Raw genomic sequence first — 23,702 nt, 5'->3', positions numbered from 1 at the left:
ATACCGACAGCGCCGATTAAAAAAACAAGGGGCCTCGGCTTGAACCGAGGCCCCTTGTTTTTAGCCGGAACTATTGGGTTAGGCTAGTACAAGTACGTCAGGGCCGTGAGGTCGTTGGCGGTGAAAGGACGGTCTACACCGTTGCCTACGCAAGCCAGCATCCAGGAATTGGGCTCGGCAAGCGACGGCGTGCCGGGAATCAGGATAGCACCCACGGTGCTGGCACCTTCGTTGGACTTACGACCACCGCAGCTGTACTGACGGTTGTAGTAGTCGGTGTGGCGCATGCCGATGCAGTGACCCATTTCGTGAGCCATGATGGTGCCAATGTAATTGGCGTTCGTGCTGTTAATCACGTTGGGAACCAGCGTGAAGCCTGGTGCGGGGTTGCCGTTGGTCGGGAAACCGCCCGACTGGCCGAGCACGCCCGGGCCGAGGTCAGCTGAATACTTCACGGGCAGGTCAGAAGGGGCGTCATTGGCGACGCGGGACATTTTCAATGTCAGGTTGGCGGCATTGTACCGGGCGATGGCCACATCAATGGCCGACGAGTACGCAGCTGGAAACTGGCTCGACAGGCTCACGGTCAACGTGCGGCCCGAGCCCGCGGTCACCAGTTCGGTGGTGCGGTACTGCTCTTCAGCACCCACGCGCAGGGTGCCGTAGCCTGGCGCGCTGGCCAGCATTTCCTTGGTCAGCAGCATGTCGCCTTCTACCACGTAGCCACCAGCTACAGCACGAACGTCATCAGTGCCAAAGCCCAGAGCTTTGATTTGGCTTAAAGCTTCTTGGTTAACGGCCGTAGGGGCCGCAGCTGCCTCCTCTTTTTTGCTGCAGGAGGAAAGCGATAGCGCCGAGATGGCACAAAAAGCAGTGGCGGACAGTAAGTTTTTGATTTTCATGAAATGGGTTGAAAGTGGGGTTGAAAAATGGTGGAAATGAAAAATGGTGGAAATGAAAAAGATTATTGTGAGACTATGGTTGCTGTAAAAAGTATTAATTCAAATAGTTGAATTTTTAACTTTCAACACGGAGGCCTCAGCTGTTAGGAGCCGAGGCCTCGTGGAGTGTAAAACTCACTAAGGGAGTACTTCCCTTAGTAGATGTAGTTCAGGGCAGTCAGGTCGTTGCTATTGAAAGGACGGTTTACGCCGTTACCTATGCAAGCCAACATCCAGGAATTGGGGTCAGCACCCGACGGCGTGCCGGGAATGAGGACAGCCCCTACGGTGCTGGCACCTTCGTTGGAAGCACTGCCACCGCAGCTGTACGCCCGGTTGAAGTAGTCGGTGTGGCGCATGCCAATGCAGTGCCCCATCTCGTGGGCCATGATGGTGGCAATGTAATTGACGTTCGTGCTGTTGATTACATTAGGAACCAGCGTGAAGCCCGGAGCAGGGTTGCCGCCGCTTGGGAAGCCGCCCGACTGGCCCAGTACGCCCGGGCCCAGGTCAGACGAATACTTTACGGGCAGGTTAGCTCCAGACGTGCTAATGCGGCGGAACGTCAGACGCAGGCCAGCTGCATTGTAGCGCCGAATCGCTTCATCAATGGCCGTTACATAGGCTGCGGGAAACGAACTGCTAATGCTTACGGTGAGTACGCGCGGCAGGCCGGTCACCAGGTTGGTGGTTCGGTATTGCTCGTCCTGGCCCACGCGGAGCGTGGAGTAGCCGGGGGCGCTAGCCAGCAGTTCCGGCGTCAGTAGCATGTCGCCTTCCACGACATAACCTCCGTCAACGGCGCGAACGCCTTGGGTGCTAAAACCTAGGGCTTTGATTTGAGCCATAGCGTCCTGCTTAACGGTTGCAGGAGCAACTGCATTCGCTTCCTTCTCTTTCGAGCAGGAGGATATTGCCAATACCGAGGCAGCGCAAATGACAGCGGCGGAAAGTACATTTTTGACTTTCATATGTTGTTGGGGGTTTGGTAGGTGGAAAATTGGTTAAAGGATGGGCACAAGTAGAGGAGAATAATTGTAATCACCAATAGTGATTTCGCCTTATGACTGAATATTATTCAAAATATTGCATTTTTGGCCTGTAGAGGCATTTATGAATATCCCTAGATATTGGATTTGCCAAAATCTTACACATTTCTACTAAAAGTCATAAAACCATTATTTTATTGCACTCGTTATCACGGCGCTACTTTTTGCTAGCTCCACCGGGAGTGCGTATTTAGCCCAACTTCAGGCGGCCGGGGGTACCCCTGTCGAATTTCGTATCTTTGCTAGGAACCGAATTTTCGCGGAAATTTTAATTTCCCTCAACTATATATTTTTTAGCTAGTGGCTTGTTCATCATGTTCTTCTGGCGGGGGCTGCGGCACCAAGCCGGGCGGCTGCAAATCCAACGGGGGCTGTAGCACCGGCGGCTGCAACCGCCTCAATGTATTCGATTGGCTGCAGGACGTAGAAGTGCCCGACTCTTTTGCCGGGTTCGACATAGTAGAAGTCCGCTTCAAGGGCGGCCGTAAAGAGTTTATGCGCAACGACCAGCGCCTGCCGCTGGTCACGGGCGATGCCGTGGTGGTAGATGCCGCCGGCAGCGGCTGGCACCTGGGCCACGTGAGCCTGAAGGGCGAGCTGGTGCGCCTGCAGATGCGCAAAAAGAAAGTGCCCACCGACTCCAAGGAAATCCGCAACATCCTGCGCATTGCCACCCCGGAAGACGTAGAGCGCTGGGAAGCCGTGCGCGACCTGGAAAACGGCACCATGTTCCGGGCCCGGGCCATGGTGGGCGAGCTGCGCCTGCGCATGAAGCTGAGCGACGTGGAGTACCAGGCCGACCGCACCCGCGCCCTTTTTTACTACTCGGCCGAGGACCGGGTCGATTTCCGGGAGCTGATTCGGCGCCTGGCCGACGAGTTCCGGGTGCGCGTGGAAATGCGCCAGATATCGCTGCGCCAGGAAGCCGGCCGCATCGGGGGCATCGGCGTGTGCGGCCGCGAGCTGTGCTGCTCCACCTGGCTGCAGGACTTCAAAACCGTGAGCACCACGGCCGCCCGCTACCAAAACCTGAGCCTGAACCCGCAGAAGCTGGCCGGCCAGTGCGGCCGCCTCAAGTGCTGCCTCAATTACGAGCTTGACGCCTATCTCGACGCCCTGAAGGATATTCCGCAGGTGCAGCGCCCCCTGAAAACCAGCAAGGGCGAGGCCTTCCTGCAGAAAACCGACATCTTCCGCCGCCGCATGTGGTTTGCCTTCAAAGGCGACAACAACTGGGTGATGCTGGACACAGCCCGCGTGCGCGAGCTGCTGGAAATGAACAAGCGCGGCGAAGTAATCGAAAGCCTGCTGCCGCCCCGCGAAGAAGCTCCCGAGCCCGAAGTATCGGCCATTGTGGAGGGCAACCTCGACCGCCTCGACGATAAAATCAAGTCGGGCAGCAAGCGCCCCAAACGCAAGAAAAGCCGCGGCGAAGCCGACGCCGAAAGCCGTGCTCCCCGCGAAGGCCGCGAGCCACGCGAACCCCGTGCTGCTGCTGAAGGCACCGCCGCACCCCGCGAAGCCCGCCCGCCCCGCGAGCCCCGGGAAGCCCGCGAAGGCCGTGTTCCCCGCGACGGTCGCCGCCCAGCGGGCGCCGCTCCCGGTGGCCCCCGCCCGCCAGAGCAAATGACCAGCCCAGGCCCCGGCGATATAGACAACCCGGTACCAGCCTTGGGCGATGTGCCCGAGCAGCGCGGCCGCCGCGGTGCCGCCGCCCGCCCCCTGAACCGCCGCAACGGCCGAGGCCGGAGCGACGCCCCGCGCCCCGAGGGCGAGGCCGGCGAGCCCCGGCCCGATGGCGGCCGCAATCGCCGTTCCGACTCTACGCGCCGCCCCGATGCTAACGCCACACCCCGCCCAGCTGCCGAAGGAGGTGGCGAAGCCCGGCCCCGGCGTGAGGCTGGGGGAGGAGAGCGCCGAGCCGAAGGAGGCGAGCGCCGCGAAGGCCGCGGTGGGCGCAACAACCGCCGCGGTGGCCGTGGACCAGCTAGCGACGGCAGCGCCGCTCCCGCGCCAGCCCCCGCCCCGGCTGGCTCCTGATTTGTGCCACTTGCTTGAACTGCCAATAGGCTTGTTGTCAGAAGGCAAAGCAGTAGCGCGGAAGTAAGCGCTACCAAAGCTTTCTTTGCCTTCTGACAACGGCCCCTCGCCATTACTGACGACCTGCTATATGAACCAACGCTTTGCATTCCGATTGGCCACGGCCGCCGGGCTACTGTGCGTGCTCACGGCCTGCGACCCCAATCGGGTGTTTGAGCAGAACATTGACTTCCCAAATTATTCCTGGGACGTGCAGCAAAAGCCGGCTTTCACCTTCGCCATTCAGGACACGGCGGCGCGCTACGACGTGTATTTCAACGTGCGCCACGCTTCCTCCTACGGGTTCTACAACCTATATGTGAAGCACACCCTCACCGGGCCCACCGGCCGCGTGGGCGTACCCCTGCTGCACCAAATGCTGCTGATGGACCCCAAAACCGGCGAGCCCAAAGGCAGCGGCACCGGCGATATCTACGACATCCAGCTGCTGGCTTTGCCCAACCAGCACTTCGCCAAACCTGGCAACTACACCCTGACCCTGGAGCAGTACATGCGCCAGGACCAGCTCCCTGGCCTCATGGCTGTGGGAGTGCGCGTAGCCAAGCACGTGGATAAGAAATAGCCATTAGCCCAACAAGAAAGGCCGGCTCCATAATGTGGAGCCGGCCTTTCTTGTTGGGCTAATGGCTAGTCATGATGACACTAAGTCGGTCATGCTGAGCTTGTCGAAGCATCTCTACCGCTTCTTTAAATCGCCTGTCATGCAGAGCGCAGCGAAGCATCTTATCACGTTCGAACGAGTCGTTCAGCGGGGATAAGCTGCTTCGCTGCGCTCTGCATGAAAAGAGACGTGAGTCATACGCTTCTCTATGCACTGCTGACGAGCTTTTAGCCCAACGGCTCTATCATACGCTCTCCTGCTATTGCAGGCGGGTTACGTCTACAGCATTAGGGCCTTTTTTACCGGCTTTGATATTGAACTGAACCCGGTCGCCTTCCTGAATTTCGTGGATGAGGCCGGTTTGGTGAACGAAGATTTCTTCCTGGTTGTCGTCGGCGACGATGAAGCCGAAGCCTTTGGTGTCGTCGAAAAACTTAACGGTGCCGGTGAGCATGTGCGTGTGGAGGGGTAAAAAATGAAGCTGGCCCTGCCATAACGGCCTCGGTTCGCCCTTGGTTGGCGACCGAATTAAAAGGCGCGTAAGGGCGCAAGCTCCGCAAAGGTAAAAATAGGGCGCCGAATGAACCGGCCCTGGCCTGGGGAAGGGCGTGGGCGCCGCCGTTGGTAAAACAACGGCTTGGGGGGCGCGTATAGAAAGGAAGTTCACCTTTTTACTGATTCAAACGCTCTTCGCAGGCCATGGAAAATGAGGAAACAAACCTGAATACCGAGCCCAACGACATTGCGGGCAACCGCATTGACGGGCCGGTGGGCAACACTGCTGCCAAGCATACCTTGCCTAACGCGGGCGTGGGCATACCCGGCGGCCCGCCCACGCCGCCAAGCGCCGCCCCCGGCAGCGGTTCGGGAGCTGCTTCTCCAGAGATTCCGCCGTCGAGTGAAGAACTGGCGGATGCGGAATTGAGCGTGGCAGAAGGCGCCCTGGGGGATGAAAATGAGAAAGAAGAGAACAGGCCCGCCAACCCCGACGACCTCACGCCGCTGGGGGCTTATGGCGGCAATTTCAGCAACAGTACCCAGGACAGCTACCACGACCAATCGCGCCGCGACAACCAGGACAGCGACCCGAACCGCGGGGAGTTTGGGGCGCAGGATTTGGGCGGGACCACCCACGGCGGCTTCGGTAATCAAAACCGGCTAGCCGATTACGAGCCGCACAACACGCCGGAGGACCGCTACTACGGCGGCCCCGGCCGCCCCGGGCACCAGGACAATGCCTACCGCGCCTACGACGGACGCGACGAGCGCCCGGACCCGCGACACGAATACGGCTTTGAGCGCGGCACTACCGCCGCGAATACCTCGGGCGCAACCGCCGACCCCGGCCACTTGCAAGGCGAACGGTACAACGGCCCCAACGCCGACAACCGAAACCAGCCCAACCGCGCCGACGTGAACAGCGCGTACCAAAACGACAACGGCTCGGCCCCAATCCGGGACAGCGGCTTTGCGGAAGACTACGGCCATACTTCCCTGCGCGGAGAAGCCGCCGCTGGAGTCGTGGCACCGGCCAGTGCCAGTACTACCAGTGCCGACCGCCGCAACCAGACCGAAGACTACCTGCCGGCGCAAGCGGGCTTCGACAAGCAAGGCCACCGCGAGGAACAACACCCCGGGTATTCTACCAACGACCCCGAAGTAGCGGACCAGCGCGGCCAGCGCCCCGCCAGCAGCCTGGGCTACGGCGACCGCGGCCGTGAGGAACCCCGACAGTCCCCGGACTTCCGCACCGGCGACGACCGCAATGGCTACGTGCAGGCCAACGGCGGCGACTCGGCCCAAGGCCACGGTTCGCGCGGGGGCTCCTACAACGATGCCTACGACGACAGCCGCCCCGGCAGCAAAGCCGGCTCGCCCGCCCAGGGCGAGCAGCGCGCCGAAGACCGGGACGCAAACTTCGGCTCGGCCGCCCGCGAGGAAAACCGCAGCAACAGCGGCGACGACAACGCTGCCGACCACGGTGCCCCGCGCCGCAACGCCGGCCGCGACGGCGAAGCCGACGAGTAAAGCATCCACTATTTCAGCTCAATAAAAAAGCCCGCCGGATGTCCGGCGGGCTTTTTTATTGAGCTGAAATTCGGAGCTATTTCGTGCCACCCATAGAGCTCTCCGGCTTCTGCCCATTGGCTTTGGGCGCGGCCTGCTGCATGGGGTTGGGCTGGGCCTGCTGCTGTTGCTGGAAGAGCTCGAAGCGCGAGGCGGCGGGCTGGCGCGGGAAGGCGTTGTTGCTCAGGTCCGTGTCGGCCGTCTGCTGGAAGGGGTCGAGCACGAAGCTGATGACCGGCTTCTTGGTCACAATCACCTTGCTCACCTGCGCGTTGTTCTTGCGCCAGATTTCCGCGGGAATGGTCTGGATTTCCTGCGAGTTGTCGGCGTAGGTGAGCTGCACAATCACGGGCATCACCAAGCCGCCGACGTTGCGCAAGCTCAGTTCGTAGAAGTGCTGGTTGTCGCCGAGCCGTTGGCGCTGCTCTTCGCTTAGCGAGCCCAGGTAGGAGGTGTAGCGCTGCTGGTCGGCGGGCGTCACGGCCAAGGGGTTGTACTGGTTGTAGAAGTCCTTGAGCTCGGGCTTCTCGTCTACTAGCGTGCTTTTGAGCTCGGTGGCGTTACGCTGGGCCGAGATAGAAGCTGGGGCAGAAGCTTGCAACTGCTGCAGGCGCTGGTTTTCCACCGCCGGGTTTTTGGTGTTCACGTTGTAAGCCTTCACCGATTCCAGGGCAATGTCCGTGTGGTCGGTGGTGTAGAACCAGCCGCGCCAGAACCAGTCCAGGTCCACGGCCGAGGCGTCTTCCATGGTGCGGAAGAAGTCGGCGGGCGTCGGATGCTTGTAGGCCCAGCGCTGGGCGTAGGTCTTGAAGGCGTGGTCGAACAGCTCGCGCCCCATCACCGTCTCGCGCAGGATGTTCAGCGCCGTGGCGGGCTTAGCGTAGGCATTGTTGCCGAACTGCAGTACCGACTCCGAATTGGTCATTATCGGGGTTTGCAGGCTTTTATCCGTCCGCATGTACTCTACGATGTTGGCGGGCTCGCCGCGGCGGGAGGGGTAGTTGCGTTCCCATTCCTGCTCGGTCAGGTACTGCATAAAGCTATTCAGGCCTTCGTCCATCCACGACCATTGCCGCTCGTCGGAGTTCACAATCATCGGGAAGAAGTTGTGGCCGACCTCGTGGATAATCACCCCAATCATGGCATACTTGGTCTGGGCCGAGTAGGTCCCGTCCTTCTCGGGCCGCCCGCCGTTGAAGCAAATCATCGGGTACTCCATGCCGAAGATGGGGCCGTGCACCGAGATGGCGACGGGGTACTCGTACGGGATGGTATGCTTAGAATACGTCTTGATGGTGTGGGCTACCACTTCCGTCGAGTACTTGCCCCACAAGGGGTTGCCCTCTTTGGGGTAGTACGACATGCACATTACGGGCTTGCCTTCCTGCTTGATTTGCATGGCGTCCCAGATGAATTTGCGCGAGCTAACCCAGGCAAAGTCGCGCACGTTTTTGGCTGCAAAAGTCCAGGTTTTGGTGCCAGTGGCGCGTTTGCCTTCGGCCTTCACGGCTTCCTCCTGGCTGACGATGAGCACCGGCTTCTTGGCCGTTTTGGCTTGCTCAAAGCGTTTCTGCTGGGTAGTTGTCAGCACCTGCGAGGCATTCTGGAGCGTGCCCGTGGCGCCCACAATATGGTCGGCCGGGGCGGTGATGCTCACTTTGTAGTCGCCGAAGGGCAGGGTGAACTCGCCACTGCCGAGGAATTGCTTGTGCTGCCAGCCTTGGTTGTCGGAGTAGACGGCCATGCGCGGGTACCATTGGGCGATTTCGTAGAGGTAGTTCTTATCCTCGGGGAAATACTCGTAGCCATTCCGGCGGGGCTGCTTGCCGTTGACATTGTAGTGCCACTTCACGTTGAAGGCGAAGGACTGGCCGGGCCGCAAGGGCGAGGGCAGGTCCACGCGCATCATGGTGTAGTTTGTCACCGTTTTGAGGGCTTTGCCGTCTTTGCCCGTCACGCTTTCGATTTTGAAGCCGCCGTCGAAGTCCGACAACAAGGCATCCAAGGCAGCGAACGACATTTTATCCTGCAGCTGGCTTACTTCCGTGGTCGCCGTGATGGAGTTTTTGGCCAGCACGTTCTGGTCGAGCTGTACCCACAGGTAGGGCAACGTGTCGGGCGAACGGTTGGTGTAGGTAATGGTTTCGCGGCCGGTGATGGCCTGCTTGGCATCGTCGAGCGACACCTTGATGTCGTAGTCGGCGCGCTGCTGCCAATAATCCTTGCCGGGCGCGCCGCTGGCCGTGCGGTAGGAGTTGGGCGTGGGCAGCACGGTTTCGAGCTGCGCAAATTTGTCGGTGCCCGAGTTCGTGGTCTGGGCCCAGGAGGCTGCCGAAGGCAGCAATCCGAGCCCCAGCAGGGCCACCAAACGGCGCTTGGGGAGTGCGGAGAGCAGTGAGCTAAAAATAGCCATAAGGGAGGAGGTAAATAGCGCCGCCAGAAAAATCGGCCCGCCATATGGCCCGCCGTGCATCGCTACCGCGAAAATAATTCAAAAAATAGGCACCCCACTTTCAGCTGCTCCCTACGGTTGAGCATGGCTTCAGCCCAAGCAGTGTAAAAGGCCGGTTTTAGCAAGGCTGCCAGTGCACTACAATCCGAAAATTATTGTTTTACCACGCAGCCCGGGACCGCACCGGGGCCAAATGACGAGCTCAGATGCCCATCGTGAAGGGTTTAGGAATTCGGAATCATTTGCTAAATTGTATGTTTACGGCTTGTTAATCCCCGCGACCATGCCTGCTGTCGTCCGTGCCACCGCTGAATTCTTCGACCAACTGACCAACGACCTGCTGGTGTTGCGGGTGGTGGCGCAGCAGCGTTTCCGCCCACTGAGCGCCGAAGAGCTGAACCGTAGGCCGGGCCCAAGTCGCTGGAGTGCCGGGCAGTGCCTTGAGCACCTCAACATTGTGGGCGGCTACTACCTGCCCAGCATTGCGCGCCGCATTGCCAAGGCCCAGGCCCGGGGCTCGAAGCCCACGGCCACGGTGAAGCAAGGTTTTTTTGGCGGGCGGTTTATCAACGCCATGCGCACGCCGGCCAGCGAAAAATCCTACACCACGCCCCAGCGCTACGCCCCCACCGGCACCCGCCTGCCCCGCACGGTAGCGGAGGTGTTCAGCCGCCAAATCGATGAATTGCTGCGCTTGGTGCTGCTGGCCCGGCAGGTCAACGCCAACGCCGTGCTCATCCCCAACGCCGTGTTTCCTCCCTTGCTGCTGCGCCTGGCCGACCAACTGGAGTTTCTGGTGGTGCACATTCAGCGGCACGTGGCCCAGGCCGAAGAGGTACTCACCGGCAATACGGTTAGCTCCAAGTTTTCAGCGGCTTAATTACAGGCTAGGGTTGGGCTAGATAAAAACGCGCCGGCAGACTTTGTAGTCGGGCTTGCATTGCCCGTTGAGCTGTTTTTTTAATAGCGCGTTTTTGGGCAAATGAGTGGCTGAAATTGAGCTGGCTACGATTTAAGCGAGCCACTAAGCGCAACAATACGAAAGGTAGGTGTGCAATAAAAGCTGGGCTGGCATCTTTAAGTCGCCAACCTAGCACCGTGCCCCCGCCCATGCGCCTGTTTCTCTTTGCCTGCCTGTTGATGACCATGGTTTTCAGCACCGACTCGGCCACGCCCCGCCCTCCCGACCCGTACGCGGCCCGCTGGCGGAAGATTGACGCCCTGCTGGCCAAAAACCAAATCGCCACGGCCGCGCCGCTCGTGGAGGCCATCTACCAGCAGGCCCGGAAGGAGCAGAACACCCCGGCCTACGTGCGGGCCCTGCTCTACAAAACCCGTCTGTTGCAGGCCAAGGAGGAAGACGACACCGAGAAGGCCATCGCGCTGCTGGAGCAGGAGCTGAGCACGGCCACTTTCCCCGCCCGCCCCATTCTGCACTCGCTGCTGGCCGAGCTGTATACCAACTACTTAAACCAGAACCGCTACCGCCTCTACCAGCGCACGGCCGGGGCTGCCGCCACCCGCGGCCCAGGCGCCGCCACCGACGGCGGCACCGGGCTGGCTACCTGTGACATGGGCAAACTGGGCGCCGCCATCGTGCGCCACTACTACCAGTCGGTGGAAGACGAGCCGCAAAAACAGCTCAATACTACGCTGGCGGCCCTGGGCGACCTGGCGGTGGGCGGCGACGCCGAAGGCCGGGCCCTGCGCCCCACGCTGTACGATTTGCTGGCCCAGCGCGCCATCGAGGGGCTCAAGAACCAGGAGCTGTACATCACCCGGCCCGAGCAGCAGTTTCAGCCCACCGAGCCCAAGCTGTTCGGCTCGGCGGCCGAGTTTGCGGCCCTGCGCCTGCTGGCTCCCGATGCCGACTCGCTGAACGGGCAGCTGCACGCGCTGCACCTGCTGCAGCGTCTCACGGCTTCGCGCCTGCAGTTAGCTCAACCGGGCCCAAACCCGACAAACCTGGCCGCACTGGCCGATGTGGACCTGACGCGCATCGACTACCTGCGCAGCATCACCCAAAACACCGACCTGGCCCGGGAGTACGAGCCGGCCTTGGTGCGGCTGGCCGAAACGTATCGAAGCCTGCCCATCAGCACCGAGTTTATGGCCCGCCGGGCCGAGCTGCGCCGCGAAACCGATGCCGTGGCCGCCGTGAAGCTGGCGCGGGAGGCGGAGGCGCGGTTTCCGAAATCGCGCGGCGCGGCCCGTGCGCGGCAGCTGCGCGAGCAGATTGAGCGCCCGGAGCTGACGTTTTCGGCCGCCGATGTAACGGTAGTGCCCAACCAGCCCTGGCGGCTGGACGTGGCCGCGCGCAACGTGACGGAGCTGCACGCCTGGGCCTACCGCATTACGCCGAAGCAAAAGCGGGAATTTGAGCAATACGATGCGCGAAACCGGCCGGCCGCCCAGCGCTACGCGCAGGTGCTGAAAACAACGCCGGCTGCCTCGTGGACGGCCGCCCTGCCCGCGCACCCGCTGGCCTACAAAGAGCAGAAGGTGGCCGTAGCGGGGCCCGCCCTGCCCGTGGGCCAGTACCTGCTCATCGTGAGCAACCAAGCGAAGAACCCCCTGGCCGAAGGCGCCGGCACAGCCACCAGCTATGCCCTGCTGGGTGCCAGCGAGCTGAGCGCAGTGAGCCGCCACCTGCCCAGCTCCAGAAAGCTGCAGCTGCTTGTGCTGCAGCGCCAGAGCGGGGCGCCCCTGGCCGGCATTTCGGCCCGGGCCACCTACCGCCGCTACGACTCCGTCCGCCGCCAGTGGGTGACCCGCCAAGGCGCCCCGCAGCAGACGAATGCCGCAGGCATTGCCGAGCTACCGGCCCCAGCCGAAGTAGCCCACAACGAGCCCGCCGAGCAGCTCACCGAAGCCACCATCTGGCGAGGCGCCGATACGCTGGCCCTGCTCAACCTGGCCGGGTATTACCAACAGCCCGACGGCGATGCGGAGGCCGAAGCCACCTGCTTTCTCTTCACCGACCGCGCCATTTACCGGCCGGGGCAGACGGTCTATTTCAAGGGCATCTTGGTGGAGCGCCTGGGCGGCAAGGCCCGGCTGCTAACTCAGGAAAAGCAGAAAGTGGACCTGATGGATGTGAACAGCCAAACCGTGCAAAGCCTGTCCTTTGTCACGAATGAGTTCGGCTCATTTCACGGCTCGTTTGTGTTGCCCACCGGGCTGATGAACGGGGAGTTCAGCTTGAGTGCCGACGATGGCCGCTTGGGCTTTGCGGTGGAAGACTACAAGCGCCCCACCTTCCTGGTCACCCTCGACCCGGTGGCCGGCCAGCCGCAGTTGGGCCAGCCACTCGCCGTTGGCGGCCGGGCCCAGGCCTACGCCGGCCAGCCCACCGACGGCGCCGCAGTGAGCTACCGCGTGACGCGGCGGGAGCTGTGGCCGATGTTCGCCTTTGGCGGTCCACGCGGTAGCTTTCTGCCCGGCCGTGGCAGCACCCAGGAAATAGCCCACGGCACCACCACTACCGATGCCGAGGGCCGCTTTAGTATCCAGTTTACGCCGCCGCTGCTGCCCCGGGCGCGGGGCTGGAAAGGGTGGGAGCCGGGCTACCTCTTCGAAATCACGGCCGACGTGACCGACGCCGCGGGCGAAACCCGCACCGGCACCCGCAGCGTGGTTATCGGCCACAACCCGCTCAACCTCCGCATGACCGGCCCCGCGCTGGCCGACAAGCAGCAGCTTCCTTCCTTCACGTTGCTGAGCACCAACGCCACCGGCGAGCCCCTGCCGGCCACGGGCACCCTGCGCCTGCTGGCCCGCCGCTTCCGCCCCAACCCGCCCGGCGTGCCCGGCCCGGTGCCCGAAACCCCGGACAACGAAGCGCCGGCCACGTTGGTCAAAACCCAGCCCTTTGATACCAAAGCCAGCTCCCGGTTAGACGTAGCTGCCTTGCTCGGCGCCGTGTCCCCCGGCCGCTACCGCCTCGAAGCCCTGGCCGCCGGCGCCGACTCCGCGCGGTCGCAGCTGGATTTCACGCTCTACGATTCGCAGGCCCGCGAACTGCCCTTCGCCACGCCCGACTGGTTTGTGGCGCTGGCCGACACCGTGGCGCCCGGCCAGCCCGCCACCGTGCTGCTGGGCAGCAGCGAAGCCGGCGCGCGGCTGCTGCTCGAAGTCGAGCGCGACGGCCAGTTGCTGCGGCAGGAGTGGCTGACGCTGAACGCCCACGAGCAGCGCCGCCTGACCCTGGACAGCGGGCCTGCCAAGGCCGGCGGCCCGCTCTACATTCACACCACGCAAGTGCGCGACAACCATCTGTACCGTCACGATGCCACCGTGCAGGTAGCCGAAAAGCCACAGCCGCTGCAGCTCAGCATCAGCACTTTTCGCGATAAGCTGCAGCCGGGCCAGCAGGAAACCTGGCGCGTCACCATTCGCCAGGCCAACGGCAAAGCCGCCAATGCCGAGCTGCTGGCCACGCTCTACGACCAAAGCCTGGACGTGTTCCGGCCCCACGGGTTTATGGAGCTGAGCGTGGGGGGCGGGTACCTTCTGCCGCGGTTTCAGTGGCTGCAGTATGCCTTGGGCCGGCCGCTAAACCCCACGGTCCTGCCACCGCCCGCCGCCCGAATACCGGCCCTATCCGACGTGAACTATCCCCGGCTGAACACCTGGAATGTGGCCCCGGGGAACGCACTGGCGGGAAGAGTGTCTGGAGTGAGGATACGCGGGGCCGCTAGCAGGGTCGCCCCCGAAATGATGATGCGCGGAAAGGCCGCTGCGGCGCCCGCCATGGCCGACATGGCAGGGGAGGGCCAGCAGCTGAACGAAGTGGTGGTGGGCTACGGCGCCCAGCAGCAGGCGGCCGACGCAACCGGCATCTCAACGGCCACCGCCCGGCCCGCACCCGACCTTTCCACGGTGCCCACCCGCACCGATTTCCGCGAAACAGCCTTCTGGCAGCCGGCGCTGCGCACCGATAAAAACGGCGACATCGTGCTTGAATTTCAGATGCCCGAGGCGGTGACGCGCTGGCAGCTGCTGGCCCTGGCCCACGACCGGAATCTGCACAGCGGCCAGCTGGCTCGGCAACTCGTCACCCAAAAGCAGGTTCAGATTACGCCCAACGCCCCGCGCTTTTTCCGACAGGGCGACACGTTCACCTTTCCCGCCAAGTTCTCGAACCTGACCGACCAAGCCACCAGCGGCACCGCCCAGCTGTTCCTGCTCGACGCGGCCACCGGCCAGGACCTCAGCAGCCAATTGCTGAAGGGCGCGGCCCAGCAAGCCGTATCGGCTGCCGCGCACCAGAGCGCCGCGTTGGGCTGGGAAATCAGCCTGCCCGCCGACTTTGCCCCGGCAGCCGTGACGTACCGGGTAGTTGTCAGTTCTGCGTTGTCAGTTGCTAGTGATAAAGACGGCAAAAAAGGCAAGGGCAAAAAGCAGCGAACAACTGACAATCAACAACAGACAAATACCTTTTCTGACGGCGAGGAAAACACCCTGCCGGTGCTGCCCAACCGCCTGCTCTTCACCGAAAGCCTGCCGCTACCCATCGTGGGGCCCGGTACCCGCACGTTTGAGCTGCAGAAGCTGACTAGTACCAGCAGCCCCACGCGCCGCAACTACGGGCTCACGCTGGAAATGACGGCCAACCCCGCCTGGTACGCCGTGCAAAGCCTGCCCTACCTGATGGAGTACCCCTACGAGTGCTCCGAACAGGTGTTCAGCCGCCTCTACGCCAACCTCATAGCCGCCCAGATTCTGCGCTCCAACCCGCGCTTCAAAACCATGCTGGCGGAGTGGACGCGCCAGGCCCAAAGCGGCACCACAGCCCAGAAAAATGCCCTGGCCAGCAAGCTGGCCCAAAACCAGGACCTCAAAAGCCTGCTGCTGCAGGAAACCCCCTGGGTGCGCGACGCCCAGGGCGAGACCGAGCGCCTGGCCCGCCTCACCGAGCTGTTTGACGGCGCCCGGCTGCAGGGCGAAACCACCCGCGCCCTGCAGAAACTGCAGCGCATGCAACTGCCCAGCGGCGCTTTTCCCTGGTTCGAAAAGATGCCCGATGACCGCTACATCACCCAGCTGATTGTGGCGGGGCTGGGCAAGCTGCACAAGCTCGGCGCGTTCGATGCCAGCACCGACCCCCTGGGCAGCCAGATTTTGCAAAATGCCCTACGCGCTGTGGATGCCGGCCTGGCTCGCGACTACGCCGACCTGCGCCGCCAGAAGGGCGTGAAGCTGGCCGATAACCACCTGGGCGACTTGCAGATTCAGGCGCTGTACGCCCGCAGCTACTGGCCCAACTTGGCCGGGCCCGGCGAGGGCCACACCGCCGCGGTGTACTACCGGCAGCAGGCCGCCCGTTACTGGCCCAGCCAGACGCGCTACCTGCAGGCGCAGGCCGCGCTGGCGCTATTTCGCGACAATAAAGCGGCCCCAGCCGTGCAGGACATTCTGCGTGGCCTTGCCGAAAACGCGTTGCACTTGCCTGAGCTGGGCATGTACTGGAAAGAAGTGCGTGGCGGCTACTACTGGCGCGAAGCCCCCACCGAAACCCAGGCCACGCTCATCGAGGCGTTCGATGAAATTAGGAACGACGCGAAATCCGTGGACGAAATGAAGCTCTGGCTGCTCACGCAGAAGCAGACCCACCACTGGCCCAGCACCCGCGCCACCGCCGATGCCTGCTACGCCCTGCTGCTGCGCGGCTCCGACTGGATGGCGCCCACCCAGCCGCTACAAATCACCGTGGGTGGGGAGGCCCTCAAGCCGCAGCTGGCCCAGGCCGGCACCGGCTACTTCAAAACCAGTTGGGCTGCCGCCGAGGTGCAGCCCACCCAGGGTAAGGTGACCGTGGCGAAGCCCGATGCGGGCGTGGCCTGGGGCGCCCTCTACTGGCAGTACTTCGAAGACATAGATAAGGCCACACCCGCCGCCACGCCGCTCAGCCTGGAGCGCCAGCTCTACCGCGAAACCCGCACCGCTGGTGGGCCGGTGCTCGAAAAAATCAGCGCAACCACGCCGCTCAAAGTAGGCGAGGCCCTGGTGGTGCGCCTCGTGCTGCGCACCGACCGCACCCTCGAATACGTGCACCTGAAAGACCAGCGCGCCGCCGGCCTCGAGCCCATTGCCCAAACCAGCGGCTACCGCTACCAAAACGGGTTGGGCTATTATGAGTCGCCGCGCGATGCCGCCACCAATTTCTTTTTAAGTGAAGTGCCGCGCGGCACACACGTGTTCGAATACCGGCTGCGGGCGGCGCAGGCGGGCGATTTTTCCGGGGGCCTTAGCGAAGTGCAGTGCCTGTACGCGCCGGAGTTTCGGGCCCATTCGGCGGGGATTCGGCTCCGGCTGACGCCATAAATAGGCTGAACGGGTGAAATAGGCCATTGGGCTAAGCAAAGGCCCTTCCCGACGTTTAAAACGACTTTGGCCTTGCATTTAACCGGGGTGCTCTGTAGCTTTGTCTTCTGTCGGATTTATATTAATCATCTATGAAGCACCTATTTGTTCTCTTTTCGCTGCTCCTGACTTTCAGCAGCGCACAAGCTCAAACCGAGAAGCAGACCATAGTATCGAAGCTGCCCGGTGAGGAAAATCTCAGCCTGCGCGAACGCGCCGAACGGGATTTCCTGATGCCGGTGCGTCGGAAGAAAATCGTAGTTGAGGCGCCCAAAGCCAATGCCGAAGAGAACACCGCCGCCCCCGAATCCGACGCCACTGCCCACTACAGCGAAAGCGCCGAAGAAGCCAACAGTGCCGCCGTACCGGCCCACACCACCCGCAGCTACGAGGCCCGCCACACCGAAGCCTTAGCCGCACGCCGCGCCGCCCGCCGCGAAGAAGCCCGCGCCGAAGCCAAAGCCGAGGCTCGCGCCGAAGCACGCCGCGCTGCCCGCCACCACTCCTCCTCGCGCAGCCACAAGTCCAAATCGCACAGCAAAGCCGAGTCGCGCAGCAGCAAGTCGAAATCCAAAAGCAAGTCGGGCACCCACGCCAAAGCCAGCAAAAGCTCCAAGAAGAAAAGCGCTTCGAAAAGCGAGAAAAGCAAGAGCAGCAAATCCAAAAGCAAGAAGCACGACACCCACAGCAGCAAGAAAAGCGACTCCAAAAAGAGCAGCGCCAAGAAAAGCAGCTCGCGCGAGCACAAGTCCTCGAAGAAGAGCACCCCTTCAAAATCGAAGTCGAAAAGCAAAACCAAGCATCACCGCCGCTAAGCCAGCCGCGTGACGCGAACCAAACCGGCAGCGCCCGGCACGTAAGTGCCGTGCGCTGTTGCGTTATAAGCGGGAAGAGTTGGGCTGCTTGCCCGACGGATGCATCTGTCCATCCATCAGAAAGGCCAGGCCACCCGTTGGGGTAGCCTGGCCTTTCTACTATCTGCTTCGGCGGCTTAGCGCTTGTTGAGGATGATGAAGTTGTTGAAAATGGCCGAGTTGCCTTCTTCGCCCTGGGCCACCAATGCCACGCGCACGCCCCGGTCCCAGGGCGGCAGGTAGGTGCCGTTGAGGCTGAAGCTGTCGGTGGGCAGGGGCTGCCAGGTGGCGCCGTCGGTGCTGTAGGCAAAGCGGTAGCGCTGGCCGCCCCACACTTCCAGGCGCAGCGTGATGGTTTCGCAGGGCTCCACGAAGGCCTGCACGAGGCACTGGTGCAGGCCGCTCTTCAGGTGCCAGATTTGAACCTGGCCATTGCCGGCAACCAGGGCCAGCGCATTGTAAGGGTCGCCCACGGCGGCCAGGCCGGCGTAGGTGTCGGCGGGCAGCTTGGCTAGGTCGAGCGTGGTGGCGGCTTTGTAGGTGGCCACGTGCGAGCGCCGGGCCACCACGGCCCCGAGGCGCGAGGCATCGGCCTGCAGGTGCAGCTGCCCGTTGCGCACGGCCGTAACCGGCTGCTGGCCAATGGGCCACTGCCATTCCAGCCCAAGTCGGTCGCCTACGAACTCGTCGGCGATGTTGAGCCGGGCCAGGTCCTTGATGGGCGCGGCCTGGGGGCTGCGGCGCTCAAACTCGGGCCAGCCCTCGTCGTTCCAGGTGAACTCGCTGAGGATGCCCTGCCGGCCCACAAACTCGTGGCTGTCGGCGAGGTAGGCGTGGTGCAGCAAAAACCAGCGGCCGTCCATCTGGGTCACGGTGCCGTGGCCGGGGCATTTCCAGGTGGTGTTGCGGTCGAGGATGGGGTTCTGGTCGTACTTCTCCCAGGGGCCGAGCAGGGCCCGGGAGCGGGCCACGCCGGTGGCGTAGTTGCAGCCCTTGCCGCAGCAGCTGTTGCCGGCGTAGAACATGTAGAAGTAGCCGTTGTGGTGCACCAGGGCCGAGCCTTCCACAAGCGGACCTTCCCAAGTTACGTCGTTGCCAAACAGCTCGGTGGCTTCGCCGATGAGGGCGGTGCGTTCGTCGTTGAGGCGCTGGGCCCAGATGGGCGTGTCCTGGTAGCAGGAGTTGCCGTCTTCCTTCCAGATAAGGTAGAGGTCGCCGTTTTCGTCGGGCATGGCAAAGCCGTCGATGGAGCCAGCTTCCTGGCCCACCAGCGGGCCGTGGTCGGTGTAGGGGCCGGCTGGGTGGTCGGCGCTGGCCACGGCCACGCACAGCATGCCGCCTTTTTTGCGGGCCGTGTAATACATATAAGTGCGGCCGTTTTCGCAGTGGAATTCGGGCGCCCAGAAATTCGAGCCCGCCCAATCGGGCAGCTTGTCGGGAAACACGTGGCCGACCAACTCCCAGTCAATCAAGTTTTGGGACGTGAACAAGGGGAACACGGCGCCCCACTCGGCCGAGGTGGCGCTGGCCCAGTAGGTATCGCCAATCTTGGTGACGGTGGGGTCGGGGAAGTCGCCGGGGAGCACCACGTGGTCGTAGGAACGACGGGTGACGGCCGGGGCGATTTCTGGCGAAAAGCCCAAGGCGTGGGGGGCCAGGTAGGCCGCCGATTCTAGTTCGATTGACACGGTGGGAGGTGCAAGGAGTTTAGAAAGATAGGCCAATCCTAAAGCGGTTCAGCTTACCACACTACCAAGGTACATAATCGGAATCGATTCCGGAAGATGAAGTATGATTATTTCGGATGAATGCCCAAAAGTAACCGACCAACGAATGCTCGCACTTGGTGAAAGACGCGGGGATAAATACGGATTATTCGCTTTCCTAAAGCCTAACAAACAACCATTATTAACTATGTTTGGATGATTGCTGGTTGATAAATACTGAGAGCAGATTTCGGGCCATACTGATGGCCGCTGAGGTAGTCAGGTTGGTTATAATTTGATTTTACCTAGAAAACACGAGTGTATGCTTACAGATTAGGAAAAAATCGCAGTGCAGTTGGAAGGGCTCAGTACACAGCAGCTTGCACGTTATGAATAGGGGAAATCAGCTCAAGCGTGCCACTTTATATATAATTTAGCAATTCCGGCGCCACTTTTTTTACCCTTCATCCATTGAAAAAAAGAAAACCGCCTCCTTCTTTTTAAGAAGGAGGCGGCAGCGGGGAAATGGCAATCGGGAGCTGCTCAGCGGGCATCCCCTAAGCGGGACGGGTGTGGGGAAGGCGCGCGCGAAAGCGGTGCTTAAGCGGCAGCGGTAAGGGGCGAAGGCAACGCCAAAGACAGCAGTGGCGCGGCCTACACGTGCCGCAGCCATTCGGCCGCGGTGGGCAGGTCGTGGAACGTCATGATGCCGATGCCGGACAGTGTGCGCTGCACGGCCAGCTCGGCCGAGAGCCGGCTGAACCGCTCGCGCGAGAATACCCAGGCGAAGTGGCGGCAGCCGGCTTCGTAGAGCTGTGGGAAAAATATTTCGCCGCCCCACATGGCGGCATCGTCCCACAGGCCGGTGGTAAGGGTATTGTCGTTCAATACTTTGGTGCAGCGTTCTTGCTTCAGCAGCTCAAGCAGCTTGAGGGCCCCGCTCATCACCGTCTCGTCGTCGAGGTTGCCATGCCAGTCGAGGTACAGCCAGTCGTCGGTGTAGTCGTAGGTGATGGTGAGGGTGGGAACGTCGTAGAGGATGCGCTGAGCCATAGTGCGCTGAAAATATGTGCGTTTACGTTGATGGAAGTCGTAAGTTAGAACGCAAGGAGGTTTGGTGGGCCAAGGGGCGCGAAAGGGAATTGAGCTATCGGGCGCCTGCTGAACGATGGCTACATGACGATGCGGATGAGTATGTGGGCCCTTCTGCCAACGCCCAAGCTATCAACTCACGGGCACGGCGGCTGCGGTGGGCAAATTGATGGTAAAGGTGGTACACACGTCTTGCTGGGTCTTAACAGTGATGTGCCCTTTGTGCGTCCTAACGATATCCTGGCTGATGAATAGCCCCAGCCCGGTGCCTTTGGAGGTAGGCTTGGTAGTGAAAAAGGGAGAAAACAGCTGTTCTTTTTCGACGGGGGAGATGCCCGCGCCATTGTCGTGCACCTGGATTTCTACGCCGGCCTCCTGAAAGACCGTGGCAACGGTGAGCATGGGCTGGAACTCCGGGTCCCGCAAGGACTTCTCATACACCGCATACATGGCATTATTGAGCAGGCTGAACAGGACCGTGCTCATCTCCGTGGGCACTATTCGGACGCCAATATTTTCCGGGTTGTGGCCTTCAATCAGCTCCAGCGTAACCTCCCGGTAGGCTTCGTCCAACTCGTTGCGATACGCCACCAGCTGCTCGTTGATGAACGAGTTGAGGTCGACTTCGACAAATTGAGCTGATTTGACTTGCAGGAGTTTGTCCATGCTGCGGACTATTCGGGTGAGGCTGGAGCCGTGCTCTTTGATTTTGCCGGTGTTGGTTTCAATCATGCCGAGCAACGACACCAGTTCCGCCTGCAGGTGTTCGTCGTGGGCGTAGGCTCCCGCGGCAAGCAGCTCCTGGCATTCCGCCAGCAGCTCGGTCGATACATCGGCAAAATTGCTGACGTAGCTCAGGGGGTTGAGCAGCCGGTCTACCAGCCCTTTGGTGAGCTGGCCAATGGAGGCCAGCTTCTCCTGCCGGATGAGCTGCTCCTGGGTTTCGCGCAGGTCGGCCAGCGTGCGCTTGAGTCCTTCCAAGAGGTCGTCCGACTTCCGCTGCTCGACCAGCAGCTCGCTGGTGCGGGCTTCGAGCTCGTGGCGCGTGGTGGAGAGGTCGGTCACCATTTTGTTGAACGCCGTGCCCAGTTCCCCAATCTCATCCCGCGAATTGCTCTGCACGCGCTGGGTGAGGTCGCCGCGGCCCACTTTGGTGGCGGCGTCCCGCAGCTTCAGGACCGGCACGGATATGTTTTTAGCCAGGCCAAAGCCAATCCCAATGCCGATGCTGAACACCAGGAAACTGAAAAACAGGGAGGTGACGCGAATCTGCCGTTTGCTTTGCACAATTTCCCGGGTCGAGAACGCCAGCATGACTTCGCCGGTCATCATCGGCGTGCTGAAGCTGGCCCGCTGAACCACCGTGGAGTCGTTGGACATGGCGTTGACGTCTATCTTTTTCCGTTCGGGGAAGGTCCTGAAAACCGTTCGCTTGATGCGGTACTGGGTGTGGGTGGCGTTCCAGGTGGTATCGGTCTGGAGCAGGCTCACGAATTGCAGCAGGGGGTCTTTCTTCACAAAGTCCATGGCGGTTTGCACCCCCTGGAAATTCTGTTCGGTCATGGCAATTTTCACTCCTAGCGCCACCGTGTTGGCCTGGTTTTGCACGTCCTTGTTGAAGTTGTTCAGCAGGCTGCGCTCCTGAATGACGGGCAGGTAGAACAGGACGAAGAAGGAGAACAACACAACAATGCTCGTCACGGCCAACCAGATTTTGGTCTTAACCGTGAGGCGCAAGTGGCTGATGATTTGCAGGAAGGACGTGCGACGGGAGCTTTTTACCATACCAGGCAGGCCTTGGAGTAGCAGGGCATATGGGGGCGAGTCTTATAAATATTTCTTCCCGTCGATGGTGATGGTTTTGCTGCTCGGTCCGGGCTGGTTGACCACGCCGATGGCGCCGGTGGTTTGCGCCACAAATTCGGCCAGCTCGGCTTCCGAGTTGAAGAAGTTGGGCGCGTCGGCTTTGCCCTGGAACACCAGCGCCAGCCAGTACTTATTGAGCTCGTTGGCGCTCATGTTGTAGATTTTTTTGCTGGTGTTCTGGCCGATGGGCGTGGTGGTTTTCAGCAGAGCAATTACCACTTTGCTGCCGTCGGGCCAGCGCAATTTTTCTCCTTTCAGGGTAGATTTCAGCTGCGCCAGTTTCATCTCGGGTGGCACCCCTTTGCCATTGCCAATCACCGCAAGGTTCTGGTCCTGCGCCCGCGCCGGGGCGTGGCAGCACCCGATGAGGACAAGCAAGCAGAACGTAATTCGATAAACCGAAGCCATATACATAACGAATTAAAAGCCAACGGCAATCTGGAAGGTGACCTTGTCGGGGGTAGGGTACAAGGGGCTGTTGGCGTGCTGGTATTCGAGCTTCACGACGGCCAGGTAATTTATCTCATAGCGCAGCCCCCCGACGAAGGACCGGGTGTTGTTCGACATGAAGTACACTTCCCGGTTGGTGGTGAACCGAATGTCATCGAAGCGCACGTAGGGGATGAACTTGTCGGTGAGGCGCAGGCCGGCGTACACGTAGGTGGCCACCGCGCGCTGCGTGCCGAGGCTATCGGAGCGGCTGTTGACCACGCTGCTCTCGGCCAGCAGCTCGAACTTCTTGGAGAACACCGAGTCATTGTAAGAAATGGAGCCGGTCACAATATCCTGGTTGATGCGGGTGAGGGCCACCGGCATTACCCCGCCCGAGTGGTTGTGCACGGTGCTGCCTTTCGAGATGTCATCGTGGTAGAGGGAGGCGCCCAGCCGCATGCCATCGGTGGGCTTGATGTGCACGGCCAGCGTCGCGGACTTGAGCGGGTTGTTGTCGGCCACATCGCCCGACCCAATGCCGTTGCCCACCATGGCGTCGTAGCCGAAGCGGAGGCTGCCCAGGTTTTGGCCTTGCAAACTCACGCCCGTGGTGTGGAGCGGGATAATGCCCTGCGCAAACAGCAGGGGCCGGTCGATGGTGGGGAAGAATACCCGGCCGTGGTGGTAGGTATCGTTCCAGTAGTTGATGGGCGTGTGGTGCTTGCCCAGCAATATGCTGTGGTTGCCGGCGTAGTTGTATTTCAGGATAATGCGCTCGACGCTGATATCGAAATCGGTGGGTGAAGCGGGCGAAAACTTGAAAACGGTTTCCCCGAGAAAGGACAGCCGCTCCGTTATTTCGGACGTGATGAACAAATCCTGCTCGCCCAGGCCAAAGTTGACTTTGCCGTTTTGATAGTAGGCCAGCGCGTCCACAAACCCCCTGATTTGAGTTCGTTGGGCTGCGGCGCGTTGGACGGCGCCCAAAACCAGCCCAAGTAGCAGGAGCGTAAAAAGTGAGTAGTGGTTTATTTTCATACGTCGTGCTTCACTGGCTGGCGGGGCTGGGCTTGGGAAAGGCAGGCGGTAATGTCTTCAGCGGCTGCAGCACGCCGTCATGGGGAGATAGGGCCGGCAGAAGCAAGGCTTTTGCCAGGGATGCTTCTGGATGGAGTTT

The 23,702-nt window shown here is 61.4% G+C and carries 15 protein-coding genes; 6 read left to right on the top strand and 9 right to left on the bottom strand.

The window, feature by feature from the left end; all coding sequences use genetic code 11:
• Positions 1–83: 83 nt before the first annotated feature.
• Entirely contained in the window at positions 84–902 is an 819-nt protein-coding gene (locus LJ738_RS09440; RefSeq protein ID WP_227786082.1) for a M57 family metalloprotease, read from the bottom strand.
• Between the two features lie 194 nt (positions 903–1,096).
• On the bottom strand, positions 1,097–1,789 hold the full coding sequence (locus LJ738_RS09435) for a M57 family metalloprotease (protein ID WP_227786081.1): 693 nt from the start codon (positions 1,787–1,789) through the stop codon (positions 1,097–1,099).
• A 501-nt stretch (positions 1,790–2,290) separates the two neighbouring features.
• Here LJ738_RS09435 and LJ738_RS09430 point away from each other — a divergent pair.
• Both LJ738_RS09430 and LJ738_RS09425 read left to right on the top strand, forming a co-directional pair.
• Entirely contained in the window at positions 2,291–4,030 is a 1,740-nt protein-coding gene (locus LJ738_RS09430; protein ID WP_227786080.1) for a PSP1 domain-containing protein, read from the top strand.
• Positions 4,031–4,160: 130 nt separating this feature from the next.
• Positions 4,161–4,652: a gliding motility lipoprotein GldH gene (locus LJ738_RS09425; protein WP_227786079.1), complete on the top strand. Its 492-nt coding sequence runs from the start codon at positions 4,161–4,163 to the stop codon at positions 4,650–4,652.
• A gap of 298 nt (positions 4,653–4,950) precedes the next feature.
• Here the strand turns inward: LJ738_RS09425 and LJ738_RS09420 are convergent, their stop codons facing one another.
• Entirely contained in the window at positions 4,951–5,145 is a 195-nt protein-coding gene (locus LJ738_RS09420; RefSeq protein WP_068189689.1) for a cold-shock protein, read from the bottom strand.
• Positions 5,146–5,390: 245 nt separating this feature from the next.
• Between LJ738_RS09420 and LJ738_RS09415 the strand changes: the two genes are divergently transcribed.
• A complete protein-coding gene (locus tag LJ738_RS09415) occupies positions 5,391–6,719 on the top strand; it encodes a hypothetical protein (RefSeq protein ID WP_227786078.1) in 1,329 nt (442 codons plus the stop codon).
• A gap of 76 nt (positions 6,720–6,795) precedes the next feature.
• Here LJ738_RS09415 and LJ738_RS09410 read toward each other — a convergent pair whose 3' ends face one another.
• Complete coding sequence (locus LJ738_RS09410; protein WP_227786077.1) at positions 6,796–9,171, bottom strand: M1 family metallopeptidase; 2,376 nt, start codon at positions 9,169–9,171, stop codon at positions 6,796–6,798.
• Between the two features lie 322 nt (positions 9,172–9,493).
• Here LJ738_RS09410 and LJ738_RS09405 point away from each other — a divergent pair, with 322 nt between their 5' ends.
• The 3 genes from LJ738_RS09405 to LJ738_RS09395 all read left to right on the top strand — a co-directional run bounded on the left by LJ738_RS09405 (position 9,494) and on the right by LJ738_RS09395 (position 17,390).
• Positions 9,494–10,090 (top strand): DinB family protein, encoded by a 597-nt coding sequence (locus LJ738_RS09405; RefSeq protein ID WP_227786076.1) that lies wholly within the window; start codon positions 9,494–9,496, stop codon positions 10,088–10,090.
• Between the two features lie 218 nt (positions 10,091–10,308).
• On the top strand, positions 10,309–16,536 hold the full coding sequence (locus LJ738_RS09400; protein ID WP_227786075.1) for an alpha-2-macroglobulin family protein: 6,228 nt from the start codon (positions 10,309–10,311) through the stop codon (positions 16,534–16,536).
• Positions 16,537–16,667: 131 nt separating this feature from the next.
• Positions 16,668–17,390, top strand: a complete 723-nt coding sequence (locus LJ738_RS09395) for a hypothetical protein (RefSeq protein ID WP_227786074.1) — start codon at positions 16,668–16,670, stop codon at positions 17,388–17,390.
• A gap of 176 nt (positions 17,391–17,566) precedes the next feature.
• Here the strand turns inward: LJ738_RS09395 and LJ738_RS09390 are convergent, their stop codons facing one another.
• The 5 genes from LJ738_RS09390 to LJ738_RS09370 form a co-directional block, all read right to left on the bottom strand.
• Entirely contained in the window at positions 17,567–19,117 is a 1,551-nt protein-coding gene (locus LJ738_RS09390; RefSeq protein WP_227786073.1) for a family 43 glycosylhydrolase, read from the bottom strand.
• Between the two features lie 672 nt (positions 19,118–19,789).
• Positions 19,790–20,188 carry a hypothetical protein gene (locus LJ738_RS09385; protein WP_227786072.1) on the bottom strand — a complete coding sequence of 133 codons (399 nt, stop codon included), beginning with the start codon at positions 20,186–20,188 and terminating at the stop codon, positions 19,790–19,792.
• A 171-nt stretch (positions 20,189–20,359) separates the two neighbouring features.
• A complete protein-coding gene (locus LJ738_RS09380; RefSeq protein WP_227786071.1) occupies positions 20,360–22,012 on the bottom strand; it encodes a sensor histidine kinase in 1,653 nt (550 codons plus the stop codon).
• A 42-nt stretch (positions 22,013–22,054) separates the two neighbouring features.
• On the bottom strand, positions 22,055–22,501 hold the full coding sequence (locus tag LJ738_RS09375; protein WP_227786070.1) for a hypothetical protein: 447 nt from the start codon (positions 22,499–22,501) through the stop codon (positions 22,055–22,057).
• A 12-nt stretch (positions 22,502–22,513) separates the two neighbouring features.
• Positions 22,514–23,563, bottom strand: a complete 1,050-nt coding sequence (locus LJ738_RS09370; protein WP_227786069.1) for a hypothetical protein — start codon at positions 23,561–23,563, stop codon at positions 22,514–22,516.
• Positions 23,564–23,702 lie beyond the last annotated feature (139 nt).

The organism is Hymenobacter plasmatis, assembly GCF_020711255.1.
Lineage (GTDB): Bacteria > Bacteroidota > Bacteroidia > Cytophagales > Hymenobacteraceae > Hymenobacter.
This window is presented reverse-complemented; position numbering and strand designations above follow the sequence as displayed.

Coding starts and splice junctions, on each gene's coding strand:
- LJ738_RS09420 (WP_068189689.1), bottom strand. CDS start 5,145: ATGCTCACCGGCACCGTTAAGTTTTTCGACGACACCAAAGGCTTCGGC.
- LJ738_RS09380 (WP_227786071.1), bottom strand. CDS start 22,012: ATGGTAAAAAGCTCCCGTCGCACGTCCTTCCTGCAAATCATCAGCCAC.
- LJ738_RS09415 (WP_227786078.1), top strand. CDS start 5,391: ATGGAAAATGAGGAAACAAACCTGAATACCGAGCCCAACGACATTGCG.
- LJ738_RS09385 (WP_227786072.1), bottom strand. CDS start 20,188: ATGGCTCAGCGCATCCTCTACGACGTTCCCACCCTCACCATCACCTAC.
- LJ738_RS09440 (WP_227786082.1), bottom strand. CDS start 902: ATGAAAATCAAAAACTTACTGTCCGCCACTGCTTTTTGTGCCATCTCG.
- LJ738_RS09425 (WP_227786079.1), top strand. CDS start 4,161: ATGAACCAACGCTTTGCATTCCGATTGGCCACGGCCGCCGGGCTACTG.
- LJ738_RS09395 (WP_227786074.1), top strand. CDS start 16,668: ATGAAGCACCTATTTGTTCTCTTTTCGCTGCTCCTGACTTTCAGCAGC.
- LJ738_RS09405 (WP_227786076.1), top strand. CDS start 9,494: ATGCCTGCTGTCGTCCGTGCCACCGCTGAATTCTTCGACCAACTGACC.
- LJ738_RS09435 (WP_227786081.1), bottom strand. CDS start 1,789: ATGGCTCAAATCAAAGCCCTAGGTTTTAGCACCCAAGGCGTTCGCGCC.
- LJ738_RS09370 (WP_227786069.1), bottom strand. CDS start 23,563: ATGAAAATAAACCACTACTCACTTTTTACGCTCCTGCTACTTGGGCTG.
- LJ738_RS09410 (WP_227786077.1), bottom strand. CDS start 9,171: ATGGCTATTTTTAGCTCACTGCTCTCCGCACTCCCCAAGCGCCGTTTG.
- LJ738_RS09375 (WP_227786070.1), bottom strand. CDS start 22,501: ATGGCTTCGGTTTATCGAATTACGTTCTGCTTGCTTGTCCTCATCGGG.